This is a genomic window from Methylobacterium sp. CCH5-D2 (assembly GCF_001556475.1).
In the GTDB taxonomy this organism is placed as follows: domain Bacteria; phylum Pseudomonadota; class Alphaproteobacteria; order Rhizobiales; family Beijerinckiaceae; genus Methylobacterium; species Methylobacterium hispanicum.
This window is the reverse complement of sequence record NZ_LSIX01000203.1, coordinates 1-12,795: the sequence shown is the minus strand read 5'-3', so window position 1 is coordinate 12,795 and position 12,795 is coordinate 1. Positions and strand designations below refer to the sequence as shown.

At 70.2% G+C, this 12,795-nt stretch carries 12 protein-coding genes; 9 read left to right on the top strand and 3 right to left on the bottom strand.

All coding sequences use genetic code 11. The features are described 5' to 3' along the window. The 3 genes from AX737_RS05350 to AX737_RS32985 form a co-directional block, all read right to left on the bottom strand. A partial coding sequence (locus tag AX737_RS05350) for a hypothetical protein (RefSeq protein ID WP_197430469.1) occupies positions 1 to 366 on the bottom strand: 366 nt, incomplete at its 3' end. Positions 367 to 501: 135 nt separating this feature from the next. Further along, complete coding sequence (locus tag AX737_RS05345) at positions 502 to 1,617, bottom strand: outer membrane protein transport protein (RefSeq protein WP_066919593.1); 1,116 nt, start codon at positions 1,615 to 1,617, stop codon at positions 502 to 504. A gap of 212 nt (positions 1,618 to 1,829) precedes the next feature. Then, a complete protein-coding gene (locus AX737_RS32985) occupies positions 1,830 to 2,000 on the bottom strand; it encodes a hypothetical protein (RefSeq protein WP_156453544.1) in 171 nt (56 codons plus the stop codon). A 348-nt stretch (positions 2,001 to 2,348) separates the two neighbouring features. Between AX737_RS32985 and AX737_RS05340 the strand changes: the two genes are divergently transcribed. From AX737_RS05340 to AX737_RS05295, 9 genes are all read left to right on the top strand, one after another. Further along, positions 2,349 to 3,446, top strand: a complete 1,098-nt coding sequence (locus AX737_RS05340; RefSeq protein WP_082772897.1) for an AraC family transcriptional regulator — start codon at positions 2,349 to 2,351, stop codon at positions 3,444 to 3,446. Between the two features lie 90 nt (positions 3,447 to 3,536). After that, positions 3,537 to 5,165 (top strand): FGGY-family carbohydrate kinase, encoded by a 1,629-nt coding sequence (locus tag AX737_RS05335; RefSeq protein WP_066919592.1) that lies wholly within the window; start codon positions 3,537 to 3,539, stop codon positions 5,163 to 5,165. Further along, a complete protein-coding gene (locus AX737_RS05330; protein WP_066919589.1) occupies positions 5,158 to 5,817 on the top strand; it encodes a class II aldolase/adducin family protein in 660 nt (219 codons plus the stop codon). Before AX737_RS05335 ends, AX737_RS05330 begins: the two co-directional genes overlap by 8 nt. Then, a complete protein-coding gene (locus tag AX737_RS05325) occupies positions 5,814 to 7,274 on the top strand; it encodes an aminotransferase class III-fold pyridoxal phosphate-dependent enzyme (protein WP_066919587.1) in 1,461 nt (486 codons plus the stop codon). Before AX737_RS05330 ends, AX737_RS05325 begins: the two co-directional genes overlap by 4 nt. Before the next feature lie 8 nt (positions 7,275 to 7,282). Continuing rightward, a complete protein-coding gene (locus AX737_RS05320) occupies positions 7,283 to 7,918 on the top strand; it encodes a hypothetical protein (RefSeq protein WP_066919585.1) in 636 nt (211 codons plus the stop codon). A 106-nt stretch (positions 7,919 to 8,024) separates the two neighbouring features. Next, positions 8,025 to 8,303 carry a hypothetical protein gene (locus AX737_RS32980; protein ID WP_156453543.1) on the top strand — a complete coding sequence of 93 codons (279 nt, stop codon included), beginning with the start codon at positions 8,025 to 8,027 and terminating at the stop codon, positions 8,301 to 8,303. Positions 8,304 to 9,167: 864 nt separating this feature from the next. Further along, positions 9,168 to 10,364 (top strand): alpha-hydroxy acid oxidase, encoded by a 1,197-nt coding sequence (locus AX737_RS05305; protein ID WP_066919578.1) that lies wholly within the window; start codon positions 9,168 to 9,170, stop codon positions 10,362 to 10,364. A 491-nt stretch (positions 10,365 to 10,855) separates the two neighbouring features. Then, on the top strand, positions 10,856 to 11,890 hold the full coding sequence (locus tag AX737_RS05300; RefSeq protein WP_238229594.1) for a polyamine ABC transporter substrate-binding protein: 1,035 nt from the start codon (positions 10,856 to 10,858) through the stop codon (positions 11,888 to 11,890). An 85-nt stretch (positions 11,891 to 11,975) separates the two neighbouring features. Next, positions 11,976 to 12,795 (top strand): ABC transporter permease (locus AX737_RS05295; protein WP_082772896.1); only part of this gene is annotated, 820 nt, incomplete at its 3' end.

Below are 12,795 nucleotides of genomic sequence, written 5' to 3'. Positions count from 1 at the left end.
GTAGTACACGAGGAGGGGCAGGTTCCCGGCCGGCGCCTCGGGCTTGTAGAGCCGGGCGGGCACCGGCCCGTGCGGGCCCGGCACCGTCAGGTCCATCTCCGAGCCGACCGGCCGCCGGTCGCCGAACACCCAGGCCTCGACCGAGATCTCCCTGCGCCCGTGCGCGAGGGGCTTGGTCTCGAAGGTTTCGCCGCCGACGAGGTTGATCAGCCGTATCCCGAGCTGGGCCGTCGGATGCAGCGTCTGTCCGTCGATCCGGATGGGACCGCCCGCCAGCCGGCGCTGGATCCCCATCGGCAGTCCCCCGAGCGTGCGCATCACGGTGCGCGCGACCCGATCGCCGAAGGTGATGAAGGGTGGGATCATCGAAGCCTCAACATGGCAGCGGGTGGAGACGAGAGGGCGGCCCGGGGGACGCCCTCTCGTCCGTCACGAAACGCTCGCTGCGCCGTCGCCGCAGGAGGAAGCACGGTCACCGTCCAAGCGCTTCGCGAGGCAGGTTCAGAAGTCGAGCAGGTAGGAGAGGGCGGTCACGACGGCGTACCCGGGGCCCGCGGTGCCATCGACCGTGGCGCCGGCGGCGAAGCGCTGCGCGCCGCCCGAGACCCGCGCGACCAGGACGCCGCCGCTGATCTTGCCGTAGTCGGTCTTGTACTCGAGCCCCAGGCCGACGCCGACGCTGGCCGGCAGGATGAAGGAGGCGCTGCCGGTCTTGGTGTCGAAGTTCAGGTTCACGGTGCCGGACAGGCGGTCGGTGAAGCCGTGGCCGACGCCGACCTGTGTGGTGAAGCCGTCGCGCAGGCCGAGCGCCTTGCTGTCCGGCCCGATCTGATCGATGGTGAAGTCGAACTTCGGCAGCACGCTCCAGTTGACCCAGGCGAACGATCCGTAGACGAGCCATTGCGGCGCGATGCCGGTCTGCGCCGACACGACCACCGATTGCGGCAGCGTGCCCACGCCCCTGGCGGAGAGCGGTCCGCCGGTGAGCCCGATCGCCGAGGCCAGGGGGCCGAGGGTGAAGCTGCCCTTGGCCGTGTGATCGACCGCCGAGCGGTACAACACCTGCATCTGCATGGCGTATTCGGGGATCGCGTAGGCCAGGCCGACGCGGTAGCCCGGCTGCCCGTCCTGCGCGATGTCCAGCGTGCCGAGACGGGTGCTCTCCCGGTAGCGCACACTCTGCAGGAAGCCGCCGCCGAGCAGGTAGGCCCGTCCGGGCCCGATGCTGGTGCTGGCGGCGCAGGTCCCGCCGTATTCCTGGGACGTCAGCCGGATGTTGCGCGTGGCGTTCGGCAGCCCGCCGAGTTCCGCGAACGAGAGCGCCTGACCGTTCTGCGCGGCGAGGTTGTAGCTTGCGCCGATCCCGTAGGGGTACGAGTAGTGGAAGGCGCAGGAGAGTTCGGGCGCGAACTTGACCTTGACGGCGAAGCTCGGCGCGGGGATCGGATCCGCGTAGTTGCTGTATCCGACCGCCTGCCCCCGGATGGTCGAGAAGCCCTGGTTGGCGAAGATGCCGGCCCCGCCGAGACGGATGCTGTACTTGCCTTCCGTGAACAGGATGTCCGTGTCGGCGGGCGGGAGCGAGAAGCCGCCGGCGGAGGCTGGGGCGACACTCAATCCGCCCAGGGCACAGAGAGCCGCGACGGATGTGCGCAGCCCGGCTTTGCAGCTTGTAATCGACATTTCCCCTCGCCCCCGCATTTTTTAGGAAGAATACGCGCTATTTTTCATAGATCTGAATGTAATCCTATCAAAATATCGCCGCGGATGTACAGAATTGAACGGTGTTGCAATTCGGTTTCACCCTCGTATTGTGTATTCGCGGGCGCCTACCGCATGAGGAAGCGTGCGAGCGGTCCGTAGGGCGGCGTGGCGGGCCGGATCGAGCCCCCGCGCGTCCGTGCCCGCCGCGCATGGGAGAAGCGGCGGAAGCCGTCGCGCAGGAAGGCGGCGCGCTGCGCCTCGGGCAGCGGGGCGAGGGGCGGGACGCCGACCGACATCGGGTCAGACCCGGGAGAGGAGGCCGGAGCGCCGGAGCCGGGCCGCGGCGCGCCCGCGCGCCGTCCCGGCCGCCGTCGCCGGGGCCGCGTCGATCGCGTGACGGAACACCAAGGGATTCATGCGGTCCACCGGGAACATCTTCGTGACGACTGCGCAGGTTCACCTTGAAAGGCGACGAGAACCATATTAGGCCGGCAGGGCCCGAAGAGTGAGACGCATCATCTTGCGATCAGCTGCCGAACGTTAGGATTGGTGGGCCGGCTCAGAAAGGTGCCTGTCGTGACATTCGCGGGTCACATTCGGCCAAACGGGCCGGACCTCCTGCGCCGCGATCCGGGGTGGGCGCGATGATCGAGCCCGCCACCGCACGGGCCGACGGGCCGGGCGGATCGCGCGCCGCGTCGGACGAGACCGCCGACGCGCGCTACGTGACGGCGAACATCCCGGTCTTCCTGTTGCGCTGCCTCGCGGCGACCCTGGCGGATCTAGGCTTCGACCCGTCGCGCATCACCCTCGGCTTCGGCCTGACCCTGGACGACCTCGCCGATCCGAGCTGCCGCGTCTCCTTCCGCCAGGGCCACGAGATCATCCGCCGCGCGCTCAGGATGGCGCGGGGCTACGCCCTCGGGCTGGAGACCGGCAGCCGCGAGACGATCACCTCGATCGGCCTCGTCGGCTACGCCATGATCACCAGCCGGACCCTCGGCGCGGCGATCGACCTCGGCCTCGTCCTGCAGAAGGACACCGGCAGCATGCTGGAGTTCGACAAGCGGATCTCCGGGCACGACGTGGTCGTCTCGGCGAGCACGCGCTTCCACGCGCCCGACATCACCGTCTTCCTGGTCGAGGAGGCCTTCGCGAGCTTCCTGCAGATCGGGCGCGGGCTCGTGGGCGAGCGGGCCAGGCCGCGGCGGATCGATCTCGCCTATCCGCCCCCCGCCTGCGCGGAGGCCTATCGCCGGATCTTCGACTGCGAGGTCCGCTTCGGGTGCACCGAGAACCTGTTCGTCTACGACGCGGGGGAGTTGGCCAGGCCGTTGATCACCTCGGACCCGCTGAGTCATCGCGAGGTGATGAGCTTCCTCGAGCGCAACCGCGCCCGCAACCGCGAGGCGCAGGAGGTCATCGACTCGGTCGAGCGCGTGCTGCGACAGAACCTGCGGCAGCCCCCAAACTGCGAGCGCGTCGCGCAGGAACTCGGCCTGTCGGAGCGGACGCTGAGACGGCGCCTGGCCGAGTTCGCCACCTCGTTCCAGGACCTGCTCGACCGGCAGCGCCGGAACCGGGCCCTGGAACTCCTGGCCAATGCCGGGCTGACGATCGACGAGGTCGCGCTCGCCGTCGGCTTCACCGACGCCCACAATTTCCGGCGCGCGTTCCGGCGCTGGACCGGCAGCACACCGGGGGCGGTCCGCTCGGATGCCGCCGGATTATGGCCGGAATAGACCCTTGGCGGGGCTCTCCCGGCTCTTAGGCGGCCTGCGGGAGCCGACTATCGTCGCGGCACGATTGTCGAACCCCGGGACTGACGCACGATGCGGCCCAGCGACCGCGATACCGGCGAGGCCTACATCCTGTCGCTGGACCTCGGAACGAGCGGCTGCAAGGTTGGCCTCGTCTCCCTGACCGGCGCGGTCGTTGCCTGGGCCTTCCGTCCGGTGCCACTCGTCGTGGTCGATCAGGTCGGCGCCGAGCAGAAGCCGGACGATTGGTGGCGCGCCTTCGTCTCGGCCGCCCGGGAGGTGCTCGGGCACGGCGCGGTTCCGGTCTCGCGCATCCGCGCTGTGTGCGCCTCGACGCAAGGGGAGGGCACGATCCCCGTCGACCGGGACGGCGTGCCCCTGACGAACGCCGTGCTCTGGATGGACATGCGCGGCGCGCCGGCCCTGGCGCGGCAGTTCGGCGGCCGCTTCAGCGTCTCCGGCTACGACCCGTTCCGGCTTCAGCGCTGGATCCGGCTCTGCGGCGGCGCGCCCGCCCTGTCCGGGAAGGATCCGGCCGGCCACATGCTCTTCATCCGCGACCACCGCCCGGAGGTGTACGCGCGGACCTACAAGTTCCTCAACGTCCTCGACTTCATCAACCTGAGGCTGACGGGGCGCTTCGCGGCGACCCAGGACTCGATCCTGACCTCCTGGGTCACGGACAACCGCTCCCCGGACGCGATCCGCTACCACGACGGCCTGATCGCCGGCAGCGGCATCGCGCGCGACAAGTTCCCGGACCTCGTGCGCTGCACCGACGTGATCGGACGGCTCCGTCCGGCGGTGGCGGAGGAGATCGGCCTGCCACCCGAGACGGCCGTCGTGGCCGGGGCGATCGACAACACCGCGGCGGCGATCGGGGCGGGCACGCTCGCGGATTACGACGCGCATCTCTACGTCGGCTCGTCCTCCTGGATCGGCGCCCACGTCCCCTTCAAGAAGACGAGCATCCTCGACCAGATCAGTTCGGTGCCGTGCGCCCTGCCCGCGCGCTACATGATGATGGCCCTTCAGACGAGCGGCGCGAACAACGTCGCCTTCCTGAAGGACCGTATCATCTTCCACGACGACGGCCTGATCGCCTCGGAGCCCGCGCCGGACGTCTACGAGGTCCTGGACCGGATCGTCGCCCGCACGCCGCCCGGCAGCGACGGCGCCATGTATCTGCCCTGGCTGTTCGGCGAGCGCTGCCCCGTCGACGACCGCTCGCTGCGCGCCTGCCTGTTCAACCTGAGCATGGAGCACACCCGCGAGACCGTCGCGCGGGCGGTGTTCGAGGGAACGGCGCTCAACACCCGCTGGATGATGAAGCCGGTCCGGCGCTTCCTCGGGCGCCCGACCGAGCACCTGACGATCCTGGGCGGCGGCGCCCTCTCGGAGGCGTGGTGCCAGATCTTCGCCGACACGCTCGGCCTGCCGATCCGCCGCCTGCACGAGCCGCTCAAGGCCAACGCGGTCGGCGCGGCCGTGATCGGCGGCGTCGGGCTCGGCCTCACCGATTTCCCCGAGGCGGCCCGGCACATCCGGATCGATCGCGTCTTCGAGCCGAACCCGGACCTGCGTCGCCTCTACGACGACCGGTTCGCGCTGTTCACCGATCTCCACCGCCGGCTGGGCCCGCTCTACCGCCGGCTCAACGGCGCGGAAAAGCCCGAGCGGACGAGGCGGCACCATGCCTGATTTCCTGACGGAGCGGCAGGCCGTCGTCGATGCCTGCCGGGACCTGTCGGCCCGGGGCTTCCTGGCCGGCACCGGCGGCAACGTCGCGCTGCGGCTGGACGAGCGTCACTTCGCGATCACGCCCTCGGCCACCGACTACGCCGCCATGGCGGCGCAGGACATCGCCGTGCTGCGCCTCGACACGCGCGAGCAGATCGCGGGCACGCGGCCGGCCTCGGTCGAGCGCGGCCTGCACGCGGCGCTCCTCGCCGCCCGGCCGGACCGGCGCGCCAGCGTCCACACCCACCAGCCGGTCGCCAGCGCCATCGCGGTCCTGCACGAGCGCCTGGCCTGGCGGCCGGGCACGGACCTCGCCCTGTACGGCACGCAGGTCGGCCTCGTGCCCTACCGGCCCTCCGGGACCGGCCTGCTGGTCAAGGCCCTGGTCCGGAGCCTGCGCCCGGACCTCCACGCCTTCCTGCTGGCGAGCCACGGCGTGATCTGCGCCGCGCCGAGCCTGGCCGACGCCGCCGCCATGGTGGCCGAGGTCGAGGCCTCCGCCGCCGCGCATCTGCGCGCCGCCATCGCCGCCCGCCCCGGCCTCGACGCCGGCCTGCGGGAGCTCGTCCTCACCTGTCTTGACGCGATCCGAGCGGAGGAAGCACGGTCATGAACATGCAGAGCCCTGTGCCGGGGACGGGCTACGCCATCTCCGAATGGCCCGACAACGCGGCGGTGATGGACCGGCTGAACGCCCTGCTGAAGCAGCCGGTCCGCGGCATCCGCAAGGACGCGCTGCCGGGCGTGCTCGACCATTTCGAGCAGAGGTGCCGGACCTCGAAGGCGCTGGCCCAGCGCACCGCGGAGGTGATCCCGGGCGGCGTGCAGCACAACCTCGCCTTCAACTATCCCTTCCCGCTGGCGGCCACCCGCTGCGAGGGCCCCTACATCTGGGACGCCGACGGCAACCGCTACATCGACTTCCTGCAGGCGGGCGGCCCGACGCTGCTGGGCTCCAACTACCAGCCCGTGCGCGAGAAGGTGCACGCGCTCCTCGACGCGTGCGGCCCCGTCACCGGCCTGTTCCACGAGTACGAGATGAAGCTCGCCGAACTGATCCGGCAGCACATGCCGAACATCGAGATGTTCCGCATGCTCGGTTCGGGCACCGAGGCGGTCATGGGGGCGATCCGGCTCGCCCGCGCCTATACGGGCCGGAAATGGGTGATCAAGGTCGGCGGCGCCTATCACGGCTGGAGCGACCAGGTCGTCTACGGCATGCGGGTTCCGGGTACGGGACGCCGCGAGGCGATCGGCATTCCGAGGGGGTCCACCGCCTACACCCAGGAGGTCTTCCCCAACGACATCGGCGCCCTGCGCCGCAAGCTCTGGCTGAACCGGGCCCGCGGCGGCACGGCGGCCATCATCGTCGAGCCGCTCGGGCCGGAGAGCGGGACCCGCCCGGTCCTGCGCGACTACAACGCGCAGCTGCGCGCCCTCTGCGACGAGTTCGGCGCGCTCCTCATCTTCGACGAGGTCGTGACCGGCTTCCGCGTGGGCATGGGCGGGGCGCAGGGCTATTTCGGGGTGCGCCCCGACCTCACCGTGTTCGGCAAGTGCCTCACCGGCGGCTACCTGATGGCCGGCGGCATCGGCGGCGGACGGGACGTCATGATGCTGTTGGCCGGGGGCATCGGCACGGGCAGCCGGCGTGCCTTCGTCGGCGGGACGCTGTCGGCCAACCCGCTCTCCTGCGTCGCCGGGTACCACGCCATCGGCGAGATGGCGCGCACCGGCGCGGCGGTGGCCGCCGGACGCGCCGGCGACCGGCTCTGCCGCGGCCTGAACGGGATCATCGACCGGCTCGGCCTGCCCTACGTCGCCTACAATTTCGGCTCGATCGTGCACCTGCAGACCTCTGCGGTGCTGCTGATGAGCATGCGCAACCCGATCAAGCTGATGCGGGAGCACGCCGCCCGCAAGCACGCGATGGAGGAGATGGGCGCGGCCTACCTCGCCCACGGCATCCTCACGCTCGCCGGATCGCGCATCTACACGAGCATGGCGGATACCGACGCGGTCATCGACGACGCGCTCTCGCGCTTCGAAGACGTGTTCCGGCTCGTGTGAGGTCGATCATGGAGAGCCGCGAATCCGTGGCGGAAGGCCTGCGCGGCGCCGTCGGGCGCCTCGCCGCCAAGGGGCTGATGCGGCCCGGGGATACGCTCTCGCAGCGGATCCCCGAACGGGCCGAGATCGCGCGGATCACCTGCCCGGACGCTGCCGTCCGGGCGCGGGACGTGGTCTGGACCCCGCTCGACCGGGGACGATCCCCCGATCCGCACCGGGCGGTCTACGCCGCGCGCGGAGATGTCGGCGCGATCCTCGAAGGCCGCCAGGTGTGGGGCCGGACCGTCGGCCGTGTCGGCCGACCGATGCCGGCGTTGTTCGACGAGCAGGTGCGTCACCTCGGCCTCGCCGTTCCGCTCGCGACCGGCCCGGCCCTCTCGGTGCCTCGCGCGAGCACGAATGCCCTCGTCTGGGACGACCGCGTCCTCTGCTTCGGCATGGGCCTGGAGCGCCTGCTGCTGAACGCGGAACTCCTGGAGAAATGTGCTCAGGCCTTCGTGCTGGCGGAGACCTCGGGCCGTCGGGTCAGGCGGGTGCCGTGGTGGGTGCGCCTCGTCGCGAACCGGCGCCTCTCCCGCGACCAGGCCGAGGCGGCTCAGCGGCATGCGGGCGGCGAGCGATCCGTGATCAGGGCCGGCTACTAGGCGGATTTGCCGGATGTGGCCGTCGCACTCGGAATCCTACTTCCGGAAACGTCCGGCCCGGATGCGGTCAACCGGCTACCGCCCCGTCCGGAGCCGGAAGATCCCGATGTCCCATCCCCGTCGCCCCGCGGCCGCTCTCGTCGCCCTCGCCCTCGCGGCGCCCGCCTCCGCCCTCGCCGCGCTGGGCGCGATCAAGGGGCAGGACGTCATGGGCGACAGGAGCCGCTGCGCCAACGACGCGCCCGACCCGGGCGGGAACTCGACCGCCATGAACCGCGACCGCCCCGTCCCGAACGCCGGATCGAGCGACGATTCCGGCAGCGACCCGCACCAAGTACCCGATGTACCGCGCGGCCGCCGGACAGCGGCCCCGCAGAGAGCATGATTCTTGTGAGCGGAAGCCGGCCTCCCGAAAATATCACGCAAGAACAATGACCTCGAGCCTGATGCCGTGTCCCCGGGAAAGCGGCGGGCCCCAGGGACGTGAACCTCATATCGGGAGGCCCGAAGCTGCGGATTCGAATGCAGCGTAGGAGGGCCCGCTCGTGCGGGGCCCATGCGCATCGCGAGCCATCGCGCCCCGGTCGCCGATCCCGGGATGATCGACCGGATTGACAGCGCCTGAAATATCCGGCGCCTACGAACCAAGGGCGATGCGGCTCCTCGGTGCGCCTGAGCCCGGCGGAGGCCGGGCGATCCGAGACAGAATCATCGCTGCAGCGTGCGACCGTCGCCGCCCATCCGCGCAGCGGCGGCGGACAGATCATCGATGAGGGTCGCGCCATCGGCATGAGTGAGTCCCCTCGGCACGGCCCGATGGTCCCCGGAGCGTCGGGCCCATGCCGGGGCGAGGGGGCGACGCTCGACGTCATGACGGCGATCGCGGAGGCCGCATCCGCGGGTATCCGGTCCACCGACGACACCGGCCGGTACCGCCGGCACGCGTTCCTCGTCGGGCCGACCGACCGGAATCGGCCTGGAGCGTCGGCCCACCCGGCCGGCGCGAGCGCGGCGCGCGTCCCGCCCTGCAAGCCGCGCACCCTGGAGCAGGCCGTGCAGATCGCGCCGATCCTGGCGGAGATCCGCGCGTCCCGGCCGCCCGGTCGGGGAGGTGCCGGCTCCTCGGAGGCACGACCGCTCCGTCCCGCGATCCCGTCGCGCGGCGCGGCGACGCCGCGTCGGGCATGATCCCGGACATCACGCACGACCGTCCGGGCCGCTCCCTATCCGACCAGAGGCCGTAGGAACCATGGCACCCATCATCACGACCATCGAGGACCTGCGACGGATCGCCGAGCGGCGCGTGCCGCGGATGTTCTACGACTACTGCGATTCCGGCTCCTGGACCGAGTCCACCTACCGCGCCAACGAGGCCGACTTCGCCGCGATCAAGCTGCGCCAGCGCGTGGCGGTCGACATGACCGACCGCTCGCTCGCCACGACGATGGCGGGCCGGCCGGTCGCGATGCCGGTCGCCCTGGCGCCGACCGGCCTGACGGGCATGCAGCATGCCGACGGCGAGATCCTGGCGGCGCGCGCCGCGGAGGCGGCCGGCGTGCCGTTCACGCTCTCGACCATGAGCATCTGCAGCATCGAGGACGTGGCGGAGCACGTGACCGAGCCGTTCTGGTTTCAGCTCTACTTCATGCGCGACCGCGCCTTCAACGACAGGCTGATCGACCGTGCGAAGGCGGCGGGCTGCTCCGCCCTGGTCCTCACCCTGGACCTCCAGATCCTCGGGCAGCGCCACAAGGACCTGCGCAACGGCCTCTCCGCGCCCCCGAAGCCGACGCTCGGCACCGCGTTGAACCTCCTGACCAAACCCCGGTGGTGCTGGTCGATGCTCCGCACGCGGCGGCGGACCTTCCGCAACATCGTCGGGCACGTGGAGGGCGTGCGCGACACCAGTTCCATCTCCGCCTGGGCCGCGGACCAGTTCGACCCGCGCCTCGGTTGGGACGACGTGCGGCGGATCCGCGACCGCTGGCAGGGTCCCCTCATCCTGAAGGGCATCCTCGACGCGGAGGACGCCGAGCAGGCGGCCGCTACGGGTGCCGAGGCGCTGATCGTCTCGAACCACGGCGGTCGCCAGCTCGACGGGGCCCCCTCGTCCATCGCCGTGCTCCCCGAGATCGTGGACGCGGTCGGGTCCCGCATCGAGGTGCTGATGGATGGCGGCATCCGTTCGGGGCAGGACGTGCTCAAGGCCGTCGCGCTCGGGGCGAAGGGGGTCTTCATCGGCCGCGCCTTCCTGTACGGGCTCGGCGCCTACGGTCAGGCGGGCGTTGCCAAGGCGCTCGACATCATCCGCCACGAGCTCGACACCACGATGGCGCTCTGCGGCCACCGCGACATCCGCGCGGTCGATCGCTCGATCCTGCGGACGCCCCCCGCGCGGGCGGTCGGCTCGAGCACCCGGGACGGGGCCTCGGCCGCTGCACCGTGACACTGGTTCGGGCGAGCCTCGCTCCGGCGGCCCGCTGCCTCGGGATTTCCGATCCAGAGGCTTCCGGAAATCGTACTTTATGCACGGGTGCGGCCATTTAGCCTTTCCGTCCGAGGGAGGGCCGTACCCGGCGATGATCCGCTCTTCGACGCTCGCCGTCCGGGGCCGCCTCCAGAGGCCGGGCTTCGGATCGTCGGCGCGTTCGGGCAGGCGCAGGATCGGGCAGGATCGGTCCCGCTTCGCTCGCGCGATCCGGGCGAAGGGGGGCTGCCCTTCCATCGAAGAGAGGATGATTTCGGGCCGATGGCACGTCGATCCGACAGGTCGCACGAGAAGAAAACGGACTATCGCGCCTGATCGTGGACGGGTACAATTGGCATCGCGCTTGCAAATACGATGCGCGTGATTGGTATCGCACTTGTAAATATGATGGGCGCGATTGGCATCGCGCTTGCGAATACCTTGAGACGACATTGAGAGGAGCCACCGACGTGATCCGCCTTCTGACACCGCTCATCGCCGCCTCCGTCCTGGTCGCATCGATCATCCCGGGGCAGGCGGCCGAGAAGCTCGTCGTCAGCACCTGGGGCGGCAGCTTCCGCGACCTGATCGACGAGGCCATCGCCTCGAAGTTCAAGGCGGAGACCGGCGTCGAGGTCGAGTACATCACCGGCGGCACCATCGACCGGCTCAACAAGGCCAAGCTCGCCAAGGGCTCCCCTGAGAGCGACGTGACCTTCACGACCGCCCATGTCGGCTGGCTCTACGTCAACGACGGCCTCTTCGAGACCCTCGACCTCGCCAGGATCCCGAACGCCAAGAACCTCGTCGAGCAGGCCCGGGTCAGCCCCGCCCATCTCGGCACCTGGGGCTACGTCTACACGATCGGCTACCGCGCCGACCTCACGCCCAAGGGCATGACCTTCGGCTCCTGGGAGGACCTCTGGGACCCGAGGCTGAAGAACAGCCTCGCCGCGCCCGATTTCGACCCGAGCCACATCATCGCGGTCTCGGCGATCCTCTCGGGGAGCGACCCCGCCCATTGGGAGAAGGGGCAGGCCAAGCTGGAGGCGCTCAAGCCCAACTTCCGGGCCTTCTACACCAACGACGCCAACAGCCAGCAGTTGATCGCCACCGGCGAGACCCCCGTCCAGGTCGTGCTGACCATGAACGCCTACTACATGAAGGGCCAGGACGTGCCGATCACCGTGGTGATCCCAAAGGAGGGCGGGGTGCTCGGCATCGACACGGTGGCGATCAACAAGGACTCGAAGAAGGCCGATCTCGCCTACAAGTTCATCAACATCGCGCTCGACCCCGAGGTTCAGGCCAAGATCGCCGAGCTGAAGAAGGGCAGCCCCACCGTCACCAACGCCAAGGTCGATCCCGAGATCGCCAAGCTCCCGGGCGTGTTCACCACCGCCGAGCAGTGGAAGACCCAGGCCATCAACATCGACCCGAAGCTCAGGGCCGAGAAGACGGCGCTCTGGCGCAAGTGGTTCGCCGAGAACATCATGGCGCGCTGAGACGCGATCGTCCTCCTGGGCACGATCCTCTCCCCGCGACCGGGGGCGGGGATCGTGCCCACCGCCCCGATCGACCGGAAGCCCGATGACACCCGCGATCCGCCGCCGGCCCTTCCTGCCCCTGTTCGTGACGCCGGCGGTGCTCGTCGCCGTTGCGATCGTGGCCGCCATGGCGGCGATCCTGCGCTACAGCCTGCACGCCTACATGCCGGGCTCCCTCGACGTCGGCGGGCTCACGCTGGAGAACTTCACCGATCTCGGCCGCCCGATCGTGCTGCGGGCGCTGCGCGACACGGTGCTGATCTGCTTCGAGACGGCGCTGATCACCCTGGTCGTGGGCTACCCCGTCGCCTACGCCCTGGTGCGCTGCCGCTCGATGCTCCTGAAATCGGTCATCCTGGTCACCGCGGTGACGCCGCTCTTCCTCGGCGAGGTGGTGCGCACCTATGCCTGGACGGTGGTGCTCGGCAATTCCGGCTTCGTGAACGCGACGCTCCGCCAGCTCGGGCTGATCGACCGGCCGATCCAGCTCATGTTCACGGAACTCGGGGTGATCATCGCCCTCGTCCACGTGACGCTGCCCGTGATGGTGATCATGCTGGCAGCCGCCCTCGCCCATATCGACCGCGACTACGAGCGGGCGGCGCAGAGCCTCGGCGCCGGGCCGGTGCGGGCCTTCCTCACCGTGACGCTGCCGCTCTCGATGCCCGGCGTGGTGGCGGGCTTCACCACCGCCTTCGCCTGGACCTTCAGCGCCTTCGCCACGCCCCAGGTGATCGGCGGCGGCAAGGTCGGGGTCGTCTCGACGCTGGTCTACCAGCTCGGCCTGTCCTCGTTCAATTTCCCGGTCGCGGCCTCGCTCAGCCTCGCCGGCCTCGTCCTGGCGCTCGGCACGATGTGGCTCG

What these genes read in the sequence shown, in the direction of transcription:
- AX737_RS05325 (WP_066919587.1), top strand. Translation starts at nt 5,814, where the DNA reads ATGAACATGCAGAGCCCTGTGCCGGGGACGGGCTACGCCATCTCCGAA.
- AX737_RS32980 (WP_156453543.1), top strand. Translation starts at nt 8,025, where the DNA reads ATGTCCCATCCCCGTCGCCCCGCGGCCGCTCTCGTCGCCCTCGCCCTC.
- AX737_RS05340 (WP_082772897.1), top strand. Translation starts at nt 2,349, where the DNA reads ATGATCGAGCCCGCCACCGCACGGGCCGACGGGCCGGGCGGATCGCGC.
- AX737_RS05330 (WP_066919589.1), top strand. Translation starts at nt 5,158, where the DNA reads ATGCCTGATTTCCTGACGGAGCGGCAGGCCGTCGTCGATGCCTGCCGG.
- AX737_RS05320 (WP_066919585.1), top strand. Translation starts at nt 7,283, where the DNA reads ATGGAGAGCCGCGAATCCGTGGCGGAAGGCCTGCGCGGCGCCGTCGGG.
- AX737_RS32985 (WP_156453544.1), bottom strand. Translation starts at nt 2,000, where the DNA reads ATGTCGGTCGGCGTCCCGCCCCTCGCCCCGCTGCCCGAGGCGCAGCGC.
- AX737_RS05335 (WP_066919592.1), top strand. Translation starts at nt 3,537, where the DNA reads ATGCGGCCCAGCGACCGCGATACCGGCGAGGCCTACATCCTGTCGCTG.
- AX737_RS05305 (WP_066919578.1), top strand. Translation starts at nt 9,168, where the DNA reads ATGGCACCCATCATCACGACCATCGAGGACCTGCGACGGATCGCCGAG.